This is a genomic window from Azospirillum sp. BE72 (assembly GCF_031455875.1).
Lineage (GTDB): Bacteria > Pseudomonadota > Alphaproteobacteria > Azospirillales > Azospirillaceae > Azospirillum.
Map to the genome: position 1 here is coordinate 94152 of NZ_JAVDTO010000008.1, position 22682 is coordinate 116833.

Annotated in this window: 18 protein-coding genes; 4 read left to right on the forward strand and 14 right to left on the reverse strand. The window is 65.5% G+C overall.

Features of this window, described 5'->3' with window-relative positions; translation table 11 throughout:
- The first annotated feature begins 14 nt into the window (after nt 1-14).
- Complete coding sequence (locus J2Y49_RS19825; protein WP_310116623.1) at nt 15-1568, forward strand: AMP-binding protein; 1554 nt, start codon at nt 15-17, stop codon at nt 1566-1568.
- A gap of 35 nt (nt 1569-1603) precedes the next feature.
- On the opposite strand, the gene J2Y49_RS19830 is transcribed toward J2Y49_RS19825, so the two are convergent.
- The 7 genes from J2Y49_RS19830 to J2Y49_RS19860 form a co-directional block, all read right to left on the reverse strand.
- The gene (locus tag J2Y49_RS19830; protein ID WP_310116624.1) at nt 1604-2644 is read right to left on the reverse strand and encodes a DUF808 domain-containing protein; all 1041 of its coding nucleotides are present in this window, start codon (nt 2642-2644) and stop codon (nt 1604-1606) included.
- Between the two features lie 221 nt (nt 2645-2865).
- Nucleotides 2866-4032 (reverse strand): branched-chain amino acid ABC transporter substrate-binding protein, encoded by a 1167-nt coding sequence (locus tag J2Y49_RS19835; RefSeq protein WP_310116625.1) that lies wholly within the window; start codon nt 4030-4032, stop codon nt 2866-2868.
- 110 nt (nt 4033-4142) lie between these two features.
- Nucleotides 4143-4838 carry an HAD family hydrolase gene (locus J2Y49_RS19840; RefSeq protein WP_310116626.1) on the reverse strand — a complete coding sequence of 232 codons (696 nt, stop codon included), beginning with the start codon at nt 4836-4838 and terminating at the stop codon, nt 4143-4145.
- A 14-nt stretch (nt 4839-4852) separates the two neighbouring features.
- On the reverse strand, nt 4853-5617 hold the full coding sequence (locus J2Y49_RS19845) for an enoyl-CoA hydratase/isomerase family protein (protein WP_310116628.1): 765 nt from the start codon (nt 5615-5617) through the stop codon (nt 4853-4855).
- Nucleotides 5614-6936 carry an AMP-binding protein gene (locus J2Y49_RS19850; RefSeq protein ID WP_310116630.1) on the reverse strand — a complete coding sequence of 441 codons (1323 nt, stop codon included), beginning with the start codon at nt 6934-6936 and terminating at the stop codon, nt 5614-5616. Before J2Y49_RS19850 ends, J2Y49_RS19845 begins: the two co-directional genes overlap by 4 nt.
- A 32-nt stretch (nt 6937-6968) precedes the next feature.
- Nucleotides 6969-7391: a thioesterase, FlK family gene (locus J2Y49_RS19855; RefSeq protein WP_310116632.1), complete on the reverse strand. Its 423-nt coding sequence runs from the start codon at nt 7389-7391 to the stop codon at nt 6969-6971.
- A gap of 203 nt (nt 7392-7594) precedes the next feature.
- Nucleotides 7595-9478 (reverse strand): sigma 54-interacting transcriptional regulator, encoded by a 1884-nt coding sequence (locus J2Y49_RS19860; RefSeq protein ID WP_310116633.1) that lies wholly within the window; start codon nt 9476-9478, stop codon nt 7595-7597.
- A gap of 330 nt (nt 9479-9808) precedes the next feature.
- Here J2Y49_RS19860 and J2Y49_RS19865 point away from each other — a divergent pair, with 330 nt between their 5' ends.
- The gene (locus J2Y49_RS19865; protein WP_310116634.1) at nt 9809-10498 is read left to right on the forward strand and encodes an alanine:cation symporter family protein; all 690 of its coding nucleotides are present in this window, start codon (nt 9809-9811) and stop codon (nt 10496-10498) included.
- Between the two features lie 145 nt (nt 10499-10643).
- A complete protein-coding gene (locus J2Y49_RS19870; protein WP_310116635.1) occupies nt 10644-11987 on the forward strand; it encodes a GntP family permease in 1344 nt (447 codons plus the stop codon).
- Between the two features lie 106 nt (nt 11988-12093).
- On the opposite strand, the gene J2Y49_RS19875 is transcribed toward J2Y49_RS19870, so the two are convergent.
- Nucleotides 12094-14133, reverse strand: a complete 2040-nt coding sequence (locus J2Y49_RS19875) for an AsmA family protein (protein WP_310116636.1) — start codon at nt 14131-14133, stop codon at nt 12094-12096.
- Nucleotides 14134-14620: 487 nt separating this feature from the next.
- Nucleotides 14621-15121 carry an Lrp/AsnC family transcriptional regulator gene (locus tag J2Y49_RS19880; protein WP_310116637.1) on the reverse strand — a complete coding sequence of 167 codons (501 nt, stop codon included), beginning with the start codon at nt 15119-15121 and terminating at the stop codon, nt 14621-14623.
- Nucleotides 15122-15427: 306 nt separating this feature from the next.
- Here J2Y49_RS19880 and J2Y49_RS19885 point away from each other — a divergent pair, with 306 nt between their 5' ends.
- Nucleotides 15428-16240: a helix-turn-helix transcriptional regulator gene (locus J2Y49_RS19885; RefSeq protein WP_310116638.1), complete on the forward strand. Its 813-nt coding sequence runs from the start codon at nt 15428-15430 to the stop codon at nt 16238-16240.
- 171 nt (nt 16241-16411) lie between these two features.
- On the opposite strand, the gene J2Y49_RS19890 is transcribed toward J2Y49_RS19885, so the two are convergent.
- From J2Y49_RS19890 to J2Y49_RS19910, 5 genes are all read right to left on the reverse strand, one after another.
- The gene (locus tag J2Y49_RS19890) at nt 16412-17767 is read right to left on the reverse strand and encodes an MFS transporter (protein ID WP_310116639.1); all 1356 of its coding nucleotides are present in this window, start codon (nt 17765-17767) and stop codon (nt 16412-16414) included.
- Nucleotides 17768-18192: 425 nt separating this feature from the next.
- Nucleotides 18193-18723, reverse strand: coding sequence for a flavin reductase family protein (locus J2Y49_RS19895; RefSeq protein ID WP_310116641.1), 531 nt, complete (start codon nt 18721-18723; stop codon nt 18193-18195).
- A gap of 92 nt (nt 18724-18815) precedes the next feature.
- Nucleotides 18816-19946 carry a 3,4-dihydroxy-2-butanone-4-phosphate synthase gene (ribB, locus tag J2Y49_RS19900; RefSeq protein ID WP_310116642.1) on the reverse strand — a complete coding sequence of 377 codons (1131 nt, stop codon included), beginning with the start codon at nt 19944-19946 and terminating at the stop codon, nt 18816-18818.
- Nucleotides 19947-19967: 21 nt separating this feature from the next.
- The gene (locus tag J2Y49_RS19905) at nt 19968-21890 is read right to left on the reverse strand and encodes an AMP-binding protein (protein WP_310116645.1); all 1923 of its coding nucleotides are present in this window, start codon (nt 21888-21890) and stop codon (nt 19968-19970) included.
- 1 nt (nt 21891) lies between these two features.
- Nucleotides 21892-22680 carry an enoyl-CoA hydratase-related protein gene (locus J2Y49_RS19910; RefSeq protein WP_310116646.1) on the reverse strand — a complete coding sequence of 263 codons (789 nt, stop codon included), beginning with the start codon at nt 22678-22680 and terminating at the stop codon, nt 21892-21894.
- Between the last annotated feature and the right edge of the window lie 2 nt (nt 22681-22682).

Genomic DNA, 22682 nt, shown 5'->3' on the forward strand with positions numbered 1-22682 from the left:
GAGATCCATCGATCATGTCCGATTTCGACACCGGGTTCGCCGGCCTGCTGATCCAGGCCGCGCGGACCGACGGCGAGCGCCTGTTCGCCCGCTACAACGGCAATCCGCTGTCCGTCCATGCGCTCGACCGCCAGTCGGACAGCGTCGCGGCGGAGCTTCGGCGGATCGGGCTGGTTCCCGGCGACCGGGTGGCTCTGATGCAGCGCAACAGCCCGGCGGTTCTGTCCACGCTGTTCGGCCTCGCCAAGGCCGGGCTGGTCTGGGTCCCGATCAACGCCCAGCAGCGCGGCGACGGGCTGCGCTACATCCTGGACCATTCGGACCCCGCCGCCGTGCTGGCCGACGCCGACCTCGTCCCGGTGATCGCGGAGTGCGGCGCCGACTTGTCCGGCAAGCCGCTGATCGTGGCGGGTAGCGGGGCTGGAGCCGATGCCCCTGCCGACGCCCTGCGGCTGGAGCCGATGCTGGACAGCGGCGCCCGGTTCGAGGGCGCGCTTCCCGGCCCCGACGAGCCCTTCGCCATCATGTATACCTCCGGCACCACCGGCCGGCCGAAGGGAGCGCTGGTCACCCACCGCATGATGCGGCTGGCGGGCGAGGCCGTGGCCCGCGTGTCCGCCGCCCGCGACGGCGACGTCCTGTTCGTCTGGGAACCGCTCTATCACATCGGCGGCGCCCAGATGATCGTGCTGCCGCTGATCCGCGCGGTGTCGCTGGCGATGGTCGACCGCTTCAGCGCCAGCCGCTTCTGGGATCAGGTCCGCGACTATGGTGCCACCCACATCCACCACCTGGGCGGCATCCTGCAAATCCTGCTGAAGCAGCCGCCGGGACCGCGGGACCGCGAACACCCCGTGCGCATCGCCTGGGGCGGCGGCTGCCCCAAGGAGACCTGGACGCCGTTCGAAGAGCGGTTCGGCGTCCAGATCCGCGAATGCTACGGAATGACCGAGGCGTCGAGCATCACCACCTGCAATGACGAGGGCATCGTCGGTGCGGTCGGGAGGCCGATGCCCTGGTTCACCGTCCAGTTGCTGGACGAGACCGGCAACCCGGTTCCCCAGGGCGAACGCGGCGAGATCGTGGTCCGCACCAGCGTGCCCGGCGCCCTGTTCACCGGCTATTTCCGCAACCCGGAGGCGACGGCGCGGGCCTTGCGGGGGGGTGCGCTGCACACCGGCGATCTCGGCTCCCTGCTGCCCGACGGCACCCTGCTGTTCCACGGACGGATGACCGACAGCATGCGCTGCAAGGGGGAGAACGTCTCCGCCTGGGAGATCGAGCATATCGCCGCCACCCACCCCGCCGTCGAGGATTGCGCCGTCATCGGCGTGGCGGCGGAGATCGGCGAACAGGACATCAAGCTGTTCGTGAAGCCCAAGGCGGGGGCCGCGCTGGACATTCCGTCGCTGTCCGACTGGTTGGGCCGGCAGCTGGCTCCCTATCAGAACCCCCGCTACATCGCGGTGGTGGAGGAGTTCGAGCGCACTCCCAGCCAGCGCATCATGAAGCACCGCCTGCCGGCGGCGGTGCATGACAGCTGGGACCGCCAATCGGCACGCCGATGACGGCCGGGCGACGCGGTTCCCGTCATGGAGCCGCGTCAGCGTTTCAGCATCGCAAAGGCCGGCATGGCGACGCGGTGGACCAGCGGGATCAGCAGCGCGCCGAGAAGAAGCCCGACAATGCCTGCGATTCCGGCGGCCACCAGCCATTCTATCACCGCCGCCCCCGCCGGAAGCGCATGGCCGACCGCCACGGCGGCGTCATGGATCGCGTGCCCGAGTTCCTCCAGGCCATAGCCTTCCAGCCCGTGGATGATGATGCCGCCACCGACCCACAGCATCGCAGCGGTGCCGACGAGGCTAAGCAGCTTGAGAAACAGCGGCATTCCATAGACGAGACCGCGGCCCAGCCCCTGCGTCAGTGGGCGCAGCAGCCGGTCCGCCCCCCCAGGCGCACCGGCGGCCAGCCGCCGCAGCCCGAAGAGGCTGGAAACGGGCCGGTCGTTCTGCGCCAAGGCAATGCCGGCGTCGTCGGCCTTCACGATCAGCGCCACAGCGCCGTACACCACGACCGTGATGCCGGTTCCGACGATGGCGAGGATCAGTGCCTGCATCCAGAAGGAGGACACCTCCGCAGCGACGGCGGACAGCGTGATCGCCATGATCTCGGCGGACAGGATCAGGTCTGTCTTGATCGCGCCGTTCACCTTGGAATCTTCGAACTGCCGGGCAGACTGCCCGCCGGCAACGCCCTCCGCACCATGGCCGTCATGAGCCTCGTGCGGCCAGATGGCTTCAAAGACCTTCTCCGCCCCTTCGTAGCAAAGGAAGGCGCCGCCCAGCATCAGCAGCGGCGTGATGGCCCAGGGCGCCACGAGGCTCAAGACCAGGGCGGCCGGCAGCAACAGGATCAGCTTGTTCTTCAAGGAACCGACGGCGATCCTGCCGATGATCGGCAATTCACGATCCGCCGTGAAGCCCACGACGTAGCGTGGCGTGACGGCAGCGTCGTCGACCACCACGCCGGCGGCTTTGGCTCCCGCCTTCGCAGCCTGCCCGGCGGCATCGTCCAGCGAAGCGGCGGCGATCTTCGTCAAGCCGACCACGTCGTCAAGCAGTGCGATCAGTCCTGTGCTCAAGGAAGCGGCTCCTCATGGTCCCGGAGCCATCCTAACAAACAACGTCCCGCAGCATTCCAATTTTCATGCCGATGCCGAGCCAACCCGCAGGACGCGGACTCCAGGGACCAGAGGCGATCACGGCCGGCATGGTCCGCAGCGCCGCCCTCCTTCCTTCGACGGCGTAAGGCCGGAACGGACGGTGGGATGCGCCACGGCTCGGTACGTCAGGGCAGGCGGGATCACTTCAGGGGAGCGTAGGTGCCGTTGTTCCAGGCATAGAGCACGAAGGGCTCGGAGTTCGGGTCGCCCTTCCGGTCGAACCGGATGTCGCCCAGCACAGTGCGATGGGTGCCGGCACGCAACGCATCGGCCAGCTTGTCGCCCTTCATCGTCTTCGCCGCCTTGGCCGCATCGGCCAGCACCTTTACGGCGGCGTAGGTGTAGAGGGTGAAGCCCTCCGGCTCGAACCCGGCGGAACGAAAGCGCTGGACCAGATCGGCGGTGCCGGCGTTGACGCGTGGATCCGGGTAGAAGGTGAACATCACCCCATCGCTGGCCGGTCCGGCGATGGAGGCGAACTCCGTGGTCGCCAAGCCGTCGCCGGCAACGAACCGGGTCTTGAGTCCCTGTTCGGACGCCTGCCTCACCAGCAGACCGGCCTCGGTGTGATACCCGCCGAAGAAGACCACATCGACGTTCAAGGCCCGCATCCGGGCGACCAGCGACGAGAAATCGCGCTCCCCCTGGGTGATGCCTTCGAACAGCACGACGTTGCGGCCCTGCTGCGCCAACTCCGCCCGCACCCCTTCGGCGATGCCCTGGCCATAGGTGGATTTGTCGTGGACGATGGCGATGGTCCGGCCGAGATCGCGGCCGACGATCTGCTTTGCCGCCACCCCGGCGGCCTGGTCGTCGCGCCCGCACACCCGGAACATGTTGGTCAGGCCGCGCTCGGTGATGGTCGGGTTGGTCGAGGCCGGCGTCACGATCACCAGCCCGGCTTCCGCATAGACGCTGGACGCCGGAATGGTGGAGCTGGAGCAGAAATGCCCGACCACCGCCTGCACGCCGTCGGCGACGAAACGGTTGGCGACGGCCACCGCCTGCTTGGGATCGCAGGCATCGTCGGCCACCTGCAGGACGACCTTCTCGCCGTTGATGCCGCCGGCCGCGTTGAGATCGGCGACGGCGAGGTCGGCGCCGCGCCGCATCTGCTCCATGAAGGAGGCGTATTGCCCAGTGACCGGGCCGGCAAGGCCCAGCTTGACGTCGGCCGCCGCCGCCGCCGGCACCAGCGCCGCAAGCGAGATGCCGATACGAAGCAGGTTGCCGCGGAACAGCTTGCGGATGAACGTGCCGGATCGAGACCCAGATCGAGACCCAGATCGAAACATTGATCGAGACATGGAACTTCCCCATTCGTTGACGCGGCATGTTGTCGTGTCGTTGCAGCCGCCCGCCGGGCCGCATGCGGCGGTCGTTTCTCGGCAAGGCCCGCCCTGCGGCGCGCCCGATGTCAGAAGGCCAGCACCTCGCGCAATCCGGTGAGATCGGCGAACTCGTGGTCCGGCCGGGGTTGCCATGGTCCCAGCCTGTCCTGCGTCCGGTTGATCCAGGCCACGCGCATGCCCAGCGGCTTCGCCCCGTCGATGTCCGCCCAGGAGGCCAGCGAAGCGTGCAGAACCTCGCCGGGGGCCAGCGCCAGCCGTTCCAGAGCCAGACGGAAGATGCGTTCCGACGGCTTGTAGGCCCGGGCCATCTCGGCGGTCGTGACGCTGGGGAAGAAGGAGGCCAGCCGGCTGCGCGCGAACAGGTCGCTGTCCATGTTGGTGATCGGCATCAGCGGGTATCTGGCCGCCAGCAGAGCCAGGATCTCCGGCACCTCCGGGTGCGGCGGCGCCTGTTCGACGAGGCCGGTCAGCAGCGTGTCGGTCAGGACCGCAAGCCGGTCCGCGTCCAGCCGCTCACTTCCGGCCCCGGCTCCAGCCAGTGTGGCGGCCAGCGCTTCGGCGGCGACCTCACGGTATCGGCGATAGGCGGACGAGCGGTAGAGCTGGACGGTGCGCATGTCCCAGTCTTGATAGAGTGCTGCGGCGTCCAGGTCGTCCCGCCCCAGCCTGGACAGAACCTCCGTCATTCCAGCGGTGCCGCCGGCATCGACGTCCACCAGCGTGCCGAAATAGTCGAAGGTGACGGCTTTGATCGCGTCCATTCCTGCTCCTTTTCTCAAGGCGACTTGCGGGCGGCGAAACGGGCGACGCGTTCGGCGGCTTCGGGATTGCCGAACGCTTCGATGGTGGCCGCCGCCTCCAGGTCCAGCGCGCGGCGCAGCGTGTCGGACAGGTCGACCGTCATCAGGCGTTTCAGCCGACCGGTGGAAGAACGCGACTTCCCGGCCACCGTAGCCGCCAGTGCCGCCGCGGTGTCGAGCAGCGCCTCGCGGGGGACCACCCGGTTGACCAGTCCGAGTTCGGCCAGACGCGCCGCCGATTGCCGTTCGCCCAGCAGCATCAGCTCCATCGCCCGCTGATAGCCGACCGCCAGCGGCAGCAGATGCGTCACCCCGCCGGTCACGAACTGGCCCCACTCCATTTCCGGGAAGAAGGCCTGGAGGTCGTCGGAGGCGACCACGAGGTCGCAGTTCAGCATCCATTCGAACCCGCCGCCCACGGCGAAGCCATGCACCGCCCCGACGACGATCTTCGACCCGAACATCAGGTCGTGGGTGATCTGCTGGATGCCGGCGATGTGGGCGCGGATCGCCGCATCGTCGCGGGTCTGCTGGTCGAACTCCTTGAGGTCGTCGCCCGCGCAGAAGGCCCGCCCGGCGCCGCACAGCAGGATGACCGACACGTCCGGGCGCTCCGCCGCTTCGGTCAGCGCGGCGTGAAGGTCATGCAGCAGGGCGGTGCCGATGGCGTTCATCCGGTCCGGCCGGTTCAGCGTCACGCGGCCGATGCCGTCCGCCACATCGAGATCGACCGTGCTCATGATGCGACCCTTTCAATCCAGTCGGTCTTGCCGGCGGTGCGCGGCAGCGCGTCGTGCGGGATCATGGTGACCGAGGCGGTCGCCCCGGCCTGTTCACGGACCGCCTTCTCCAGTTCCGCCGCTGCCGCGGGCCATGCCGTCTCGGGCAATCCCTCGGCCGCCTCGACGCGCAGCTGGATGCGGTCATACGGCCCCGGCCCGACCAGCCGGATGCGGAAATGGCCGGACGACAGCGCCGGCAGGCCGCTGACCGCTTTGCGGACCGCGCTGGGGAAGACGTTGATTCCGCGCACGTTGAACATGTCGTCGGTGCGCCCGCTGACCCGAAAGCGCCAGGACGTCCGGCCGCAGGCGCAGCGCCCGGTGCCGGTCACGGTGACGACGTCGCGGGTGCGATAGCGGATCAGCGGCTGGCATTCCTTTTCGATGTGGGTGCAGACCAACTCGCCGACCGTGCCTTCGCGGATCGGCAGGCGGTTGCCCTCCGCGTCGAGAATCTCGGCGAACAGATAGTCGCTGCCGTGGAAATGCAGGTCGGTGGTCGCCTCGCACTGGCTACCCAGCGTGCTCAGCACCTCGCTGAGGCCGTAATTGGCATTGCGCACGCCGAAGCCCCAGGTTTCCTCCATGGTGGCGCGGAAGGCCGCATTGTCCAGACCGGCCTCGCCGCCGAACAATCCGAGCCGGAGCCCGAGATCACGCGGCGCCGGACCGCCCTCGTCGCGCAGCAGCTTTTCCAGCAGGGCCGGATAGGACGGCGTGCAGGAGATGGCGGTGATCTTCAGGTCGAGGATGGTCTGGAGAAGCTGCTTGGTGTTGCCGACGCCGAAGGGCACCACCGTCGCGCCGGCCGCCTCCAGCGTCATGTGGTCGGTCACGCCGCCGGTCCACATGCAGTAGTTCAGGCAATGCACCACGCGGTCGGTCGCACGCAATCCGGAGGCATGCATCGCGCGGCCGCCGATAGTGGCGATGCGGTCGCAGTCCTGCCTGCTGTTGGCGAGGTTGAGCGCACGGCCGGTCGTGCCGGAGGTGCGGTGAAGGCGGACGATGCTCTCCTCCGCACAGGCCACATAGTCGCCGAAGGGATAGGCGGCTTCCTGGCCGGCGCGGAGATCCTCCTTGTCGGTCAGCGGCAGATCCTGGAGACCGTCGAGCGTCACCGGACGCCCGATGCCGGCGGGCAGCATGCGCCGGTACATCGCCGACCGGTCGGACACATAGGCCCATTGCGCCGCCCAAAGGCGATCCTGCAGGGCGCGGACCTCGCCGTCGGCCAAGGTTTCAAAATCGGGGTGGAGAAGATCGGAGGTCGGCATCGGGGCCTCGGTCTGGATGGTGGAAGCACCGGTCAGGAGACGGAGCGCGTGGCGGCACGGGATTCGGCACGGGATTCGATGGCGGATTGCGGCAGGATGGCGCGGGCGTGCCGGCCCTGGCCGATCTTGCCGCCTGCATCCTCCGACCAGACGTTGAACCAGTAGAGGGCGCCCTCGCGGCCGGTGAAGCGGGCGCTGGTCCTCACCTGTCCGCCGACCGGCGTCGGTGCCGTGTGCGACACGTCGAGTTTGGCCCCGACCGACAGTTCTCCGGACTGGAGCACGGGGCGCAGCAGGGCGGCGCAGGCGCGCTCCATCTCGGCGATCATCACCGGCGTGGCGAGGACCTGCGGATAGCGTTCGTTGGGCTCGCGGGCGAAGGCGTCGGCCGTCATCGACGCATCGACGACGAGCCGCACCGTTTCGACACGCTCCGGATCGAGAGGGCTTGTCATACGGGCGGTCTCCTGTTCAGGGGGCTCGCCCATCACTCCGCAACGCCTGTGCCAACCTTCGCCGGACTTCTGAAGGCAGAATTTTATATAGATATTTCAATGCTTTGTTATGAGGCTTGGAAAATCCGCCGATCCCGAAGGGCGTCACCCGCGAGAGTACCGTCAAGAAATGGAACGTTAGAAAATCTTACGATCGTTCAGAATCAAGACGCCTTATCCGCTCCGGCGCGTTGCAGGACGATGCCGTAATCGCGGATTTTGCTGTAAAGCGTCGGCCGGGCGATGCCGAGGATCTCCGCCGCCTTGGTCACGTTGTGATCGACATGGATCAGCGTCGCGGCGATGACGTCGCGCTCATGCTCGCGCAACGCCTTCATGGCAGGAACCACAGTCGAAGACGGAGGTGGCATCCGTGCATCGCCCGGCGGATCGAACTGCCGGATCTCCGTACCGTCGGACAGCACGACGAGGCGCTCCAGGGTGTTTTCCAGTTCACGCACGTTGCCCGGCCAATCATACGCGGTCATGGCCCGCAGGGCTGTGTCGGAGATGGTGAAGACCGGCTTGCCGGCGGTGGCGGCGTATTTGCGCAGGAAGTGGGTCGCCAGCATCGGGATGTCGCTTCTGCGGTCCTTCAGCGCCGGGATGGTGATCGAGACGACGTGCAAACGATAGTAGAGGTCGTCGCGGAACTCCCGCCGGGCAATGGCGTCCTTCAGGTTCCGATTGGACGCGGCGATGACCCGGACATCGATCGGAATGGGCCGGGTGGCGCCGATCCGGGTGACCTCGCGCTCCTGAAGAACCCGCAGCAGCTTGGCCTGGAGGTCGAGCGGCATCTCGGTGATCTCGTCGAGGAAGATGGTCCCGCCGGACGCCATTTCGAACTTGCCCGGCCGCCCGCCCTTCTGCGCCCCGGTGAAGCTGCCGGCGACGTAGCCGAACAGCTCGCTCTCGATCAACTCGCGCGGCAGGGCTGCGCAATTGACGGCAATGAAGGGGGCATCGCGGCGATCTCCATGGGCGTGGATGGCTTCGGAGTGGATGGCTTGGGCGAAAACCTCCTTGCCGGTGCCGCTCGGCCCGTTCAGCAGGACATTCGCGGTGCCGAGCGCCGCCTTGCGGGCATCGCCGATGGCCTTGCGCAGGCAGTCCGACGTGCCGATGATGTCGTCGAAGGTGTAGCGGGCCGGGCTGCCGGCGATCTGCTGGGCGATCCGCTTGGCGCGGTTGAACTCGCGGAAGGTGTTGACGACCGATTGAACCTTGCCCTGGGCGTCCTTGACGGGAATGGCGGTGTCGATCAGGTGCAGGTGACGCCGGCTGGAATCGACGATCAACTCACGGTCGTAATAACCGACGCCGGTGCGGAAGATCGGCGCGATGATCGGCTCGAAATCCAGAAGTTCGGCAAAGCGGCGGCCGACGCTCTGCTCCGGGTTCAGGGTCAGGATACGGCCGGCCGGCGCATTCATGTGGCGGACCCGGCCATCCTCGTCCACCACCAGCAACCCGTCCGAGATGCTGTCGATGATGGCCCGCTGCTCGACCAGCATGCGGTCGAGGTTGCCGCTGGTCTCCATCGCGCCCAACTGGGCACTGGTGCTCTCTGCGCACAGCAGGGCAAGGCCGTTCAGCGTGTCCGTTCCGACCGACGCGTCCGATACCAGCGCGATGGCACCGTGCAGGGCGTTGTTCAAGCCGAACAGGGGGGCGGCGGCGATCTTGACGTCCATCAGGCCGGCGCAGACATGCTGCCAGCCGGACGTGATCGTGGGGCGCCGTTCCCGCAGGCACAGATCGACGGCATTGGTGCCGACGGCATCCGCCGCCGCCGACCGTCCCTCCCCCAGACCGGCCGCATCCAGCTGCTCGACGAAGGCGCGGTCTCCGGCCACGCTGTGAATGATCAGATCGCCATCGACCAGGAGGATGGCGACGGGATGATCGCGGCCGAGGATCAGACGGATCGAACCGAGGATCAGCGCCCCGGTGGCGGCTATCCCGCCAAGCAGCCGATGCCCTGGCGGCGGCTCCTCGACCTTCAGGATGCGGTCGCGTGGCGTGTCCACAAAGGTGTCTCGCACCCTCACCGGCGGCTCCGTCACGCCGGTGGGGCAAGTGAGGGAGACGTCCGCGAAGCCGGCTGGGACGTGATATCGGCACCCGGATTGAGCAGCATCACCACCTCGCCAACGGCCGCTTCAGCGAATGATCCGGCCGAAAGAATGGGCTGGGTCGGGCAGGAAAGGCAAAGGAAATGCATAGGCCCGTGCCGGCCGGCTGCCGGCACATCGGGTACCCTGGCGCGTTATCGAGCACATCCGGCCGCTCTTGGCCATAAGTCGGGGGGGCAGTCGTCATGCTTGGTCTTCTGAACGACCTGCTGTGGAACTATGCCCTGACCATCGTGCTGGTTGCGATCGGCCTGGCCTTCACGGTGGTGTCGCGGTTCGTGCAGTTCCGTTACTTCGGGCGGATGTTCGGCACGCTGGTCGAGGCATCCCGGCGCACAAGGCGTGGTGCAGGCGCTCAGCGTCTTCATCGACACCCTCATCATCTGCTCGTGCACGGCCTGCATCATCCTGCTGTCGGGCGTCTACCAGCCGGGATCGGAGCTGAAGGGCATCGCGCTGACCCGGGCGGCGGTGGCCGGCGTGGTGGGCGAGTGGGGACGGTCTTTCGTCAGCGTCGCACTGATGCTCTTCGCCTTCACGTCGATCATCTACAACCACTATCTGGGCGAGAACAGCCTGAATTTCTTCAGCAACGAGAACCGGACCCTGTTCACCATATACCGTGTGCTGACGCTGGTTCTCGTCATGTGGGGATCGCAGCAGGATCTCAGCACCGTCTTCGCCTTCGCCTTCGCCGACCTCACCATGGATCTGCTGGCGCTGGTCAATCTCGCCGCGCTGGCAATGCTGTTCCGGGTCGGCATGCGCATCTTGCGGGACTATGACCGCCAGATCGCAGCCGGAGTCGAGGCGCCGGTCTTCGACGCCGCGCAATTCGCCGATCTGAACCTGGACCGCGAGGCCTGGATCATCGAGCAGGCCCCGCCGGCCACCGCGAAAGGCGGGCACGCATCCCCCGCAAGGCGGTGACACGGTCCTCTCCGACGGGGGATGTCCGACACGGGATCTCCGAGGGCGGCAAGCCTCATGAGGCCGCGACCACTCCACCGGAGCAAGTACACGCCACCGATGGGCATGGTACGCCTGGAGAACTTCGCTGTTTGGGAGGCGCGCCGTGCTGCTGGTCCTGCTGCTGTTGCTGTCCATCGCCTTCATCGTGTTCGCCACCGCGCGGCTGAACCTGCACCCCTTCCTGGCGCTCCTCATCACTGCGTTCGGCTTCGGCATCCTGTCCGGGATGCCGCTGGCCGACGTGGTGAAATCGGTGAACGAGGGGTTCGGCGGCACCATCGGTTCGATCGGCATCGTCATCATCGCCGGGACCATCATCGGCGTTTTCCTGGAGAAATCCGGGGGTGCCTTCCGGCTCGCCTCCAGCATCCTGCGCATCACCGGAGATCGGAACGCGCCGCTGGCCATGTCCGTCATGGGTTATCTGGTTTCCATCCCGGTGTTCTGCGATTCCGGCTTCGTCATCCTGTCGTCGCTGAACAAGGCTGTGGCGCGCAAGGCCGGGATCAGCCTCGCCGCCACCGCCATCGCGCTTTCTCTCGGGCTGTACGCCACCCACACCATGGTGCCGCCGACCCCGGGGCCGGTCGCCGCGGCCGGCATCCTCGGCGCCGACCTGGGGCTCGTCATTCTGTGGGGCATGGCGATCGGCGCCGTCGCCACCGCCGCCGGCTGGCTGTTCGCCATCCTGTTCGCCGCGCGCGTGCCGATCGAGCCGTACCGTCCCGACGAAGAGCCCGCCCGCGACGCGCCGCAGGCCGATGCCGATGCGCCATCGGCCGGCAAGGCGCTGGTCCCGATCGCGGTTCCCATCCTGCTGATCGTGCTCCGCTCCATCGGCGAACTGCCGGCCAAGCCGTTCGGCACGGGCGGCCTCGTGCCGGTCCTGTCCTTCCTGGGCCAGCCCGTCGTGGCGCTTCTGATCGGCGTGGGGCTGGCGCTGATGCTGCCCAAGCGGCTGACGCGGGAGATGCTGTCCACCTCCGGCTGGGTGGGGCAGGCCGTGATCGATGCGGCGATCATCATCACGATCACCGGGGCCGGCGGCGCGTTCGGAAAGGTGCTGCAGAACTCCGGCATCGCCAAGGTCATCGGCGAGAGCCTGGCAAGCGCCAACCTCGGGATCTGGCTGCCGTTCCTGGTGGCGGCCGGCATCAAGACGGCGCAGGGCAGCAGCACGGTCGCGATCATCACCACCGCCGGCCTCATGGCTCCGCTGCTGCCGGCACTGGGGCTCGACAGTGACACCGCCAAGGCGCTGGTGACCGTGGCCATCGGCGCCGGGGCGATGGTGGTCTCCCATGCCAATGACAGCTTCTTCTGGGTGGTCACCCAATTCTCGAACATGACCACGCGCGACGGCTATCGGCTGCAGACCCTGGGAACCCTGATCCAGGGGACGGTCGGCGCCCTTGCCGTCTGGGCCGCCGCCGCCCTGGTGCTGTAATACCGGCGGTTATTGATGATGACCGCCGGTATCCGTGCCGACTGGCGCGGCGGCGCCGACACGCTCCAGCTCTCCCGATCCCATCCATCCGGTCCTGCACTGGCTTTCACCGGCCGAACAATCCCTTCACGCCTTGCTCCAGCGGTCCCTTCAGAACATTGCCCAAAGGGCCGGCTTCAGGAGCGGCCGGCCGTGCGCCGGAAGACCCGCCGTCCTTACCGCCCGCCCCCGTCAGGCCGCCGAGGATATCCGCCGGAGATCCGCCCTCCTTCAGGCGCCGCACGGCCTCGGCCGCTTTTGCCGGATCCTTGATGGCGGAGAGCACGACTCCGCTGAAATCGGGCTGAATGGAGGGGGCGTCGAAGGTTCCCGAGACGAGGATCGGAATCGTCAGGCCGCTACGATCGAACTGCCCGCCTTGGCCCTGCAGAGTGGCCGTGGCCTTCGGATTGAGACGAAGGTCGAGCCGCCGGTCTGCCAGCGACACTGTCCCTTCGCCGTCCATTCGGAAGAGTGGCGCCAGCATGTGCAGATCTCCCGTGCGGGCGACACCGCCGTCGAGGCGGAAGGTTCCGCCAAACTCGGCGAAGTCGGTTTCCTGGGTGATGCCCTGCTGCCGTCCGGTGGCGGCCGCTACCGGATCCCGCAGGATCGCGGCAATGTTGACGCCCCGCAGCGCGCCATTCCGAAGTACGATGCGGGCCGTTCCGTTCAGGCCGGAGACGACAGCCTTCTGGCTGGTCCCGACGGCGGCAAGGTCGGCGTTGAGCGACACAGTGCCGCGAAGACGGTCTGTGCCGGCGAGAGCGGCCAGCACCAACTCCGCCTGGATGCCCTCGGAGGACGCCTTCAGCGCATAGCCGGCCGGTTGCCGCGTGGCATCGATCCGCAGCGCTGTGCTGGTTCGCCCGCCCAGGACGGGGACCTCCGACGCATCCGCGGCCAGGATGCCGTCCTGCAGGCGGAGCGTCGTCCGGCTCGGGCCGAACTTTATGTCCCGGACCAGGAGTCCCTGGCTCTCGATCACCGCGTCCAGGTTCATGCGCCGCAATGCGGAGACATCGATCGGCTCGTCGCTCCACCCGGCGGATGGCGAAGCAGACGGCGAAGCGGGCTGCGAGGCCGCCGGCGGGATGAAGCGATTGAGGTCGACAGGAGCGACGGAGGTGCGCACGGTTGCGGCCGGTATCCGGCCGGACCAGTCGGCCGCCGCGCTGCCGTTCGCCTTGATGTCGTCAAGCGCCAGTTGGAACTCGTCAAGCTGGGCGTTCCTGCTCCCGATAGTGGCCTTGCCGGTGAGATTTACGCTGCGCAAGGACAGGCTCTCGGCATTCGGCATGCCCAGCCAGGCCGCCATGGCGCGCAGATCCGGGACCGACACAGACAGTGGTCCGCCGGTACGTCCATCCGCTTCCGGCCGGGCCTCCAGACTGGCATTGAAGAGGTCGGATGAGACCTGCCCCTGTACGGTCGTCGGCCGCTGTTCGGCCAGCGCGCGTGGCGATTCCACCCTGGCCTTCAGCACAAGTGCCCGGTTGTTGACCTTAGCATCTCCATTGAGTTCGGCGGGCATGTCCAGGTTGGGCATACTCACCGCCAGCGCCCCATCGGCGACCTGCAAGGTTTGGCCGGTACCCTCGTCCTTGTAGGTGGCCTCCACGCCGCCGAGGCGGACATCGCCGAGTTGAATGTCGGGAAGGTCGAGCGGCTCCTGCGATGCCGGCTGTGGCGCGTCATTTGCCACTTGGTCACCCTCGCGGCCGAACTCCCAGTTGGGACGCCCGGCGACATCGACCAGGAGATTGGCCCGCAAGCCATCGACCGTCAGACGATCAACCTGCACAGTGCCGCGCAGCAGCGGCCACAAGGCTACCTCGAACTCGGTCGGCCCGAGTTCGAGCATTGCCGGACGTCCGCTGTCCGGCACATCGGAGAGCGTCGCCGACTCCACCCTGGCCTTGAGGTCAGGGAACAGGGACAGGGAGTTGATCCGAAGCGTGAGATCCCGCCCGGTGCGCTCCTTCACCGCAGCAGCCACCTTCTCGGCCACGTAGTTTCCCGTCAGGATGAAGGGCAGAGCGGCCACGGCGACGGCGACGGCAACGATGCCGACAATCACGATCAGCGCAATCAGGAGCTGTTTCATGCCGCCTCCCTTCGGATCCGCAGTGTCGGAGGATCCTCGGTGTCGCTGACCGGTGGAGGTGTCGGCGGGACCAGCCCCATGCCGTGGGCCGGAGCGGTGCTCAGTTCGGGCTACGTCACGACCCAGGACCAGCGTTCATAGGCACGAGGTGGACCATCCGTCTTTGGTGAACAACTGCCCATTGGGGATAGGAAGGCATGCCGACCCCAGACGCACGAACGCCCCGGCTCTTTCGAACCGGGGCGTCAAGTGTCGGTGGTTGCGGGGGCAGGATTTGGCCTTTGCCGAACTCACATTCTGCGCTGAGAGACCGCCCCCGCCTCTTCAATCAAGTCAGTCTCCGGCGAATCCGGCACCGCTGCTTGGAATGTGATGGTGAAGAGTGGTAATGGCCTTGAACGGCGTCGGTCGGATCGGAGGCCGAAGTGAGCTCCTGCGTTGCCGCCCTACTATCCGCAATCACCGCCTCATTTAATAAAGGCACATGTCAATATCGGATGACTATCGCCTGATATGTACTGATGGGCAATTCAGTTCTATAGGTTATCTGTTTTAGAACCAAGTTAGATCGGATGGTAGAAACAAAATCTATTTTTGACAGTTTTCTTACAATTAGCTGTTCAAGTTCCTCAACGTCTCGGACAACCACGCGCAGCAGGAAATCGCAGTCGCCTGTCATCCAGTTGCACTCCATTACTTCCGGGATCCTCTCGACAGCATCCCGGAAGCTCTCCAGCGCCGGTTGTGGCTGTTTATCGAGTTTGACTTGGATATAGGCATTGATTTCCAGTCCCATCGCTTTCGGATTCAGGAGGGTGACCCGTCGATCAATGATGCCGATCTGCTCCAGCTTCTTCACTCGCGTGAGGCAGGGTGAAGGAGACAGGTTGATTCTGCCGGCAAGCTCGACATTCGTCAGGTTTGCGTCCTTCTGCAACTCGTTGAGGATCTTAATGTCCGTTCGGTCGAGCGTCAGCGTGTTCATCATGATGACTCCCTGTTGTATTCTTGACGGCTTGGCTTGGAACGGAAGCGAAGAACGGCAGGAAATTCCGCGGAACAAACCCATTTGAGTGCAGCGCGCATTCCCTTCTGCCATTCGAACTGTACACACGGCAGAGTGTATCCGAGGCCAACCGGTGGCAGAATCTATGGGATTGCCATTTTATGTCGCGAAACTGTCAAATTCGGACCGAGGTCCGCATCGAGATGCACGGAGGCCGCAACATTGCCGAAGAGTGCGTGGATTGGTGCCAAGTGGCCGGAGGCCCCGGTGACCGGGGAAGCTCTACCGATGCCGTGGGATCCCATTGGACTGCGCATCAGCTTCGCCGCGGTGGATCCCGACGAGTTTGCCCGTCCGCTGGTCTCTTTCCTTGTCCGACGCAATGTGGATGACGACGAACTGCCGATCCACCGGCACCGCAAAGGCCAGTTGGTGGTGGCGGCGGAAGGCTCGGTCATGTGCCGGACGCTCGACGGACTTCGGATCGTCCCATCCAATGGAGCTGTTTGGATTCCGGGAGAGGTTCCCCACAGCGTTTCCATGTCTAACAGAGGCCGGTCATACTGCGTTTTCATCAATCCAGAGATTTCGCCCCTGCCGGATTCCTGTGCGACATTCTCGATCAGCCCGATGCTGCGCGAGATGATCTTTCACTTGGGCAACCTGCCGCCGCTTTACCCTCCGGAGGGTCCGACCAGCCGTCTGGTTCAGGTCATTCTGGACGAGCTTGCACAGATGAAAGCGGAGCCGCTCCACTTCCCGGTTTCCAACCATCCCAGGATACAGCGCATCGCCGCCCAGCTGTTGGAGGCGCCGGACGACCGCAGAACCATCCGGGATTGGGCGGCGGCAGTCGCGATGAGCGAGCGGACTTTGGCCCGGCTCATCCTGAAACAGACCGGGATGTCGTTCGGCCGGTGGCGCCAGCAACTCCATATCGTGATCGCGGTTCAACGGCTGTCGATGGGCGCCACCGTTCAGGCGATCTCCCAGGAACTGGGATATGATTCTCCGAGCGCCTTCACCGCCATGTTCAGGAAGCACATGGGGCAGCCTCCGCGCCGATACCTGCAGGATCGGTCCAATGGCGCTACGAACTGATGCTATATCGCGTCGGCCCGGATATTGCCCGGGTGCCGCTGCCGGCTGAACAGGCGCAGCACCCTTTTCATGCAGACGGCCCTCGATCCTGCCTGCCGGGATCGAGGGCCGTCTGCATGTTCGTGGACAGGCGTTGCGTTATCGCGTGGATGCCTGCCGCTGCTTACCATGTCAGCTGACGATATCCTGCCTGATGCTCTTCCGCGCCACCATGAAGGCCGCCGCCGCCAGGACATAGACGAGAGACGTGCTGATCAGCGCCCACCGAATGGCGTCACCGGACCCCATCGTCCGTGCGAGAAGATCGCTGATCAGGCCGACCGACAGCGGTCCGAGGCCAAGCCCGATCAGATTGGCGAAGAACAGGAAGATGGCGGTGGCCGTTGCCCTGGTGCGCGGGCGCACCAGACTTTGTACCGCTGCGAAGATGGGGCCGTAGTAAATGGACTGTAGCATCATCGGCAAACCCATCAGGCAAAGCGCCGCCACGGTGTTCGAGGTGGTGTAAGTCGTGAAAAGCGCGAAGGGCAAGCACAGGGCGGCCGCCGCCGGAATGGTCGCATAGGCGTTCAGGTTGCTGCGCACGCCGCGATCCGTCGCCCAGCCGCCCAGCCAGGTACCGGCGGCTCCGCAGATGCCGACGATCAGTCCCAGCACCGTGCCGAGAAAACCGGTGGTGCCCAGTCGGATTCCGGTTAGGTCGTTCAGCCCGACCGCCAGCGCACCCAGCCCTTCCGCGTGATTGCGCAGGAAGTGGGAGCTTTGAAAGGCAAGATTGCTGTAAATCCCGAAACTCATGGCCACCATCGCGACAGTGAGCCAGATATAGGTCCGCTTGCTGCCGAGTTCGTCCAGTGCCTCCCTCAGGCTGGGCGCGCTTTGCGCCTCGCTGGCCGCGAAGGAGGATTTTCGCGGCTCGGGCAGCGTGAAATAGGCCAGCAGCCCAAGGATGATGCCGGGCACCCCGACCAGCGCGAAAGATGCGCGCCAGCCGAGACTGTCCGCGATCAGGCCGCCGACCACCATCCCGACCAGGGAACCGGCTGGAATGCCCATGGAAAAGAAGGCCAGCGCGGACGCCCGCTTCTCTCTCGTCGTGTAATCGCTGATCAGGGATTGGGATGCCGGCGTGCAGCCGGCTTCGCCGACACCGACACCGACCCTGGCGAGGAACAGCTGGGCAAAGGTCTGGGCTACGCCGCAGACCGCTGTGAAAAAGCTCCAGGTGATCGCCGACAGCGCGACGATCCTAACCCGGTTCGCACGCTCCGCCCACCGCGCGATTGGCAAAGCCAGCGTCGCGTAGAAGATGGCGAAGGACAGTCCGGTCAACGACCCCAGCTGCCAGTCGGTAAGACCGAGTTCGCGCTTGATCGGTTCCGCCAGGATGTTGACGATCTGACGGTCGACGAAGTTCAGCATGTAAACGAGGAACAGCATGGTCAGGGCATAGCGTCGATGGTGGATCGATATGCCCATCGGTTTCGGCTGCGGCACCGACACCGTGGTCGTTGCGTCTTCGATCATACGGCAGTCTCCAAAAAGACCGGGCGCAGGGGGGCCGGGCCGGTTTCGGTCGGAACGCGGTGTCGGGTAAGTGCGGGGAATGCTTGCAGCCGGCCTGCGGCCCGGCATACGGTCAGCGTTTGACGCCCGTACTGATAAGAAACGCGTCATGGTCGGCGCGCCGTTCGCAGGGGCCGGCCAGGGTCGTCTAAGGTCAGGTTGAAGAGATAGCGGTCCTTGACCGTGCCATCGACCGCAAGCCGGAGGACTTGGCGCCCTTGATTGAACGCACCGTCACAAGACGTCCCTTTGACATCATGGGCGAACGCCGGCCGCGCGGAAACCGTTGTTGGAAGCCGGTTCCGAAGAGGTCAGACCGGCCATAGTGGCGGAAATTAGGGTCCGGCACCTGGATGATGTGATGACGAGAAGGCAGAGAATCAGCCCTACCGGCCGGATTCAAAATATTCCATTCGCCCGAACTTGCCCGAAGAGTAAATCAGTGGAACTTTGTCCTGATTGTGGTTCTGGTCGACAACGGCACCGATCATAATCGTATGGGTGGCGACTTCCACAGTGTCCTGTAGTCTGCAATCGAAGCTGCAAACGGATTGGAGAAGGACGGGAACCCCGGTAATCATTTCGTCCCATTCGGCAGAGGAAAAACGGGACGCGCCTTTGCTGCCATCCAACGCCGCGAAACGTTCAGCCAATTGGACCTGATCGGCGGAAAGGACATTCCAGGAAAAGGCGCCGGTCCCGAGAATGACGTCGTGAGCCTCGGCACTGCGGTTGATGCAGGCAAGAACCATCGGCGGATCGACGCACAGGGCAACCGCGGCGGTGACGGTCAGTCCACGCCTGTCGGCACCCTGACCCGACGCCACTATCGCGACCGATCCTACGACAGCCCGCAATGCACTTTTGAAAGCGGCCGTCTCCACGTGGTTTGGAACAGGGAAATCGTGTCCTGACATGGCGAACCTCACGCAAGGCAGTGGAATAGCTTGCCGCCGACCCAAGTTGGCACCGCAGGACTGGTCGTTCGGCATCGGTGTTGGACGCGGCGCTATGGGACGGCGAAGGCGACGGGCAGCGTCCGGTGCTCGACGATGTTCAGCCCATAGCCCCTGAGTGCGACCGGGACATGCTGCGAGTTGGACAGGAGGATCATGTCGTGAATACCGAGATCCGCAAGAACCTGGGCGCCGACGCCGTAGTTGCGCAGTTCGGCCTTGTCGACGAGCGGCTCTCCCGCCTTCACCCGAAGAAGCTGTGAGAGCGGGACATCACGGTTGAACAGCACGATCACGCCCCTCCCGTCGGCGGCGATTTCCTGCATGGACCGGGCGACGATGTCCCCGCGCTCGCCAGTCTGGCCGAGCACGTCCGACAGGATGTCCAGCGCGTGCATGCGCACCATGGTCGGCCTTTCATCGATCACGCCCTTCACCAGTGCAATCGCTTCCGTCTCGATTGCCTTGATGCGGAAGGTGATGGCGCTCCACTCGCCGCCCCATCGGCTGTCGAACTTCGTGGTGACGACACGCTCGACGTCATGATCGTGGCGGCGGCGGAAGGCGATCAGGTCGCGGATCGTGCCGATCTTGAGCGCGTGACGCTGGGCGAAGGCGACGAGATCGTCGAGGCGGGCCATCGTCCCATCCTCTTTCAGGATCTCGCAGATCACGCCCGACGGGTTGAGGCCGGCAAGGCGCGCGACATCCACCGCCGCCTCGGTATGGCCGGCACGGACCAGCACGCCCCCGGGCCGTGCCACCAGGGGAAATATGTGGCCCGGCGAGACGATATGGCCGGGACCCCTGGCCGCGTCGATTGCCACCGCCACGGTCCGCGCGCGGTCCGCCGCGGAGATGCCGGTGGACACCCCCTCGCGCGCTTCGATGGAAACGGTGAAGGCCGTCCCATGGCGGGTGCCGTTTTGCATGCTCATCAATTTCAGACCGAGCTGGTCGACCCGCTCCTTGCCGAGCGCCAGACAGATGAGGCCCCTGCCATGCGACGCCATGAAGTTGATCGCCTCGGGCGTCGCCATCTGCGCCGGGATCACGAGATCGCCTTCGTTCTCCCGATCCTCGTCGTCGACGAGGATGAACATTCGGCCGTTGCGGGCCTCTTCGATGATCTCCGCCGTCGAGGACAGGAATGGATGGCGTGGGGTGCAGGGCAGCATCGTCATGATCTTCCTCCGATCACCGCATCACATGTTCGACAGCGCCTGACGGATCAGCGAATCCTCGGAGTCGTCGTAGAGCGAATCGATCAGCGCCGCGTAACGCTCGTTCAGCACCTTGCGCCGCTTTTTCCGGGTTGCCGTCATGACGCCATTTTCCGCCGACAGCTCTTCGGGAAGGATCCGGAACGACTTTATCTGCTCGACGGGCGCCAGCCTCTGGTTCGCCTTGGCGACCTCCCCCTCGATCAGGTGGATCACCGCTTCCGACGAACAGAAATCCGAATAGTCGTTGATCGTTTCATTCCCCCCCTTCACCCAGTCGGTCATCGCGATGCGGTCGACCTCGATCAGCGCCACGAGGTATTTCCGCCCGTCGCCGCAAACCACGGCTTCCGAAATGTAGGGGCTTCGCCGCAACTCGTTCTCGATCTGCGCCGGACTGATCGACTTGCCGCCGGAGGTGTTGATGATCTCCTTTCTCCGGTCGATGATAGCCAGCTGGCCATCGGGCCGGACCTCGACGATGTCGCCGGTGTGGAGCCATCCGTCGCGCAAAGCCTCCAGCGTGTCGTCGGGCTTGTTCAGATAGCCCGTGAACAGGCCGGGTCCCGTCACCAGCATTTCGCCATCGCCAGCGATCCTCGTCTTCCAGCGCGGATCGGCAATCGGAACGCCGATGGTTCCGGGCTTCGACCAGTCCCGTATCTGCCCGGTGTTCGCTCCGACCAGTTCGGTCTGCCCATAGACCTCCTTGAGGTTCACCCCCCAGGTCTGCCACAGCTTCACGACGTCCGGCGGCATCGGTGCGGAGGCGGTGTAGGGGTATCTGAGCTGATCGAGCCCGATCTCCGCCAGGAGCGGCAGAAAGACCTGATCGCGGCAGGTCGCGAAAAGCGCCTGGAGAAAGGGATCGTCCGGACCGTCCGCCTGCCGGTCCGCCAGCGCCTTCTGGGCGATGGACATCGCGAAGCGGTAGGATTTCCTGCCGACCGTGGCCGACGCATTGATCCTGCTGACCAGTTCGGCGGCATAGCGCTGGTAGAAGCGCGGCGGCGCCATCCAATAGGTCGGCCTCACGTCGCGGATGGTCGTCGCGAAGTCCGCTCCGGTCTCGCCGAAATAGGGCGTGACCTCGCTGATGAGAGGAAGAACGATCCCCTGCCCGAGTCCCACGACATGGGAGAGGGGAAGATGGACGACCACCCGCTGGGGTTCGCGGAAAAGCGCCGGGCAAAAGCCTCGGATGGTCAGCAGCCCCTCGATCAGCGACCGGTGGGTGAGGATCGCGCCCTTGGGATTGCCGGTCGTGCCGGAGGTGTAGACGATGCTGGCATTGTCTTGCGCCCGCGCCTTGCCGGCCTGCTCGTCGAGCAGCGACGCACAGTCGGACGACGAGGCGGAAAACCGCGGCAGCGAGACGATGGTCTTCGATGACGGGACCGCCGGATCGAAGACCACGATCTTCTTCAGCGCCTCCGCCTGCCGGCTGCGGAGAAGGACGGCGAGTTCCTTCTCTCCGGCGACGAAGGCGAATTTGCTCCCGGAATCCTCCAGGAAATACTCCACCTCCTCCGTAGAAGAGGTGAAATAGATTCCGACCGCCACGCCGCCGGCACAGACCGTCGCCAAATAGGCGACCACCCAGTCCTGCGAGATGTCGCCCATGATGGCGACGTGGTCCCCTCTCTCCAGACCATGATCGAGGAGGGCACGCGAAAGCGCCGCGGCGTCCCTGGCGAATTCACCCCAGGTCGTGGCATGCCACGTGCCGGCACGCTTCTGGAAGAGCGCCACGGCCTCGCCCCTGCCGTCCCGGCGGTCGCGCAGCAGCGACGGCAGCGTCGCGTCCTCATGCGCGGCCGGTGGAGGATCGATGGCGGATGAGGCGATCGTGGAGGGGGCAATTGGGGGCAGGACGGGCGGGAAAAAGGAATGCGGCCCGCCCATCTCAATTGCCGCCTTCTGCAAAGCGTTTGCGCTTCTCGCGGAAGGCGGCGACGGCCTCCTTGCGCTCCGGGCTGTGGAAGGTGAGCATCTCGAGCGCGCCGGCGGTGTCGAGATTCAGATGCACCTGCTCCTTGATCAGCTTGTTGACGGCGTATTTGGTCCAGACGATGGCGTCGCGGGGGCCGGAGGCCAGCATCTCGGCATAGCGGACCGCATGCTCGACGACGGTTCCTTCCGGCACGACCCTGTTGATCATGCCGGCCGCCGCCGCGTCCTCCGCCGAAATGAAGTCTCCGGTCATCAGATAATGCTTCGCCCGGACCGGCCCCAGAAGGAGCGGCCAGATCACCGCACCGCCGTCCCCGGCGACGACGCCGGCCGTCACATGCGTGTCGGCGAAGCGGGCACCGGGCTCGGCGAAGACGACATCGCAGAACAGGGCGAGCGTGGCGCCCAGCCCGACGGCGACGCCGTTGACCGCGGCGATCAGCGGGCATTCCAGTTCGAGCATGTTGCGGATGAGATGACGCCCGGAACGGGTGGGCGAAATCGGCCCCAGATCGTCATCGAGCGCAGTCTGATCGCCGCCGGAGCAGAAACCGCGACCGGCACCGGTCAGGACGACGGCCTTGACCGCCCGGTCGTTGTCGAGGTCCACGAACAGCTCTTCCAGCGCGGAATGCATCGGCCAGTCGATGGCGTTGAGGATTTCCGGCCGGTTCAGGGTGACGACGGCCACGCCGCTCGGGCGTTTCTCGACGAGCAGGCCCGTATAGGTCTTGTCGGTCATGT

Coding starts and splice junctions, on each gene's coding strand:
- J2Y49_RS19855 (WP_310116632.1), bottom strand. CDS start 7,391: ATGACAAGCCCTCTCGATCCGGAGCGTGTCGAAACGGTGCGGCTCGTC.
- J2Y49_RS19850 (WP_310116630.1), bottom strand. CDS start 6,936: ATGCCGACCTCCGATCTTCTCCACCCCGATTTTGAAACCTTGGCCGAC.
- J2Y49_RS19910 (WP_310116646.1), bottom strand. CDS start 22,680: ATGACCGACAAGACCTATACGGGCCTGCTCGTCGAGAAACGCCCGAGC.
- J2Y49_RS19840 (WP_310116626.1), bottom strand. CDS start 4,838: ATGGACGCGATCAAAGCCGTCACCTTCGACTATTTCGGCACGCTGGTG.
- J2Y49_RS19845 (WP_310116628.1), bottom strand. CDS start 5,617: ATGAGCACGGTCGATCTCGATGTGGCGGACGGCATCGGCCGCGTGACG.
- J2Y49_RS19880 (WP_310116637.1), bottom strand. CDS start 15,121: ATGATGAACACGCTGACGCTCGACCGAACGGACATTAAGATCCTCAAC.
- J2Y49_RS19825 (WP_310116623.1), top strand. CDS start 15: ATGTCCGATTTCGACACCGGGTTCGCCGGCCTGCTGATCCAGGCCGCG.
- J2Y49_RS19875 (WP_310116636.1), bottom strand. CDS start 14,133: ATGAAACAGCTCCTGATTGCGCTGATCGTGATTGTCGGCATCGTTGCC.
- J2Y49_RS19905 (WP_310116645.1), bottom strand. CDS start 21,890: ATGGGCGGGCCGCATTCCTTTTTCCCGCCCGTCCTGCCCCCAATTGCC.
- J2Y49_RS19835 (WP_310116625.1), bottom strand. CDS start 4,032: ATGTCTCGATCAATGTTTCGATCTGGGTCTCGATCTGGGTCTCGATCC.
- J2Y49_RS19890 (WP_310116639.1), bottom strand. CDS start 17,767: ATGATCGAAGACGCAACGACCACGGTGTCGGTGCCGCAGCCGAAACCG.
- J2Y49_RS19895 (WP_310116641.1), bottom strand. CDS start 18,723: ATGTCAGGACACGATTTCCCTGTTCCAAACCACGTGGAGACGGCCGCT.
- ribB (WP_310116642.1), bottom strand. CDS start 19,946: ATGACGATGCTGCCCTGCACCCCACGCCATCCATTCCTGTCCTCGACG.
- J2Y49_RS19885 (WP_310116638.1), top strand. CDS start 15,428: ATGCCGTGGGATCCCATTGGACTGCGCATCAGCTTCGCCGCGGTGGAT.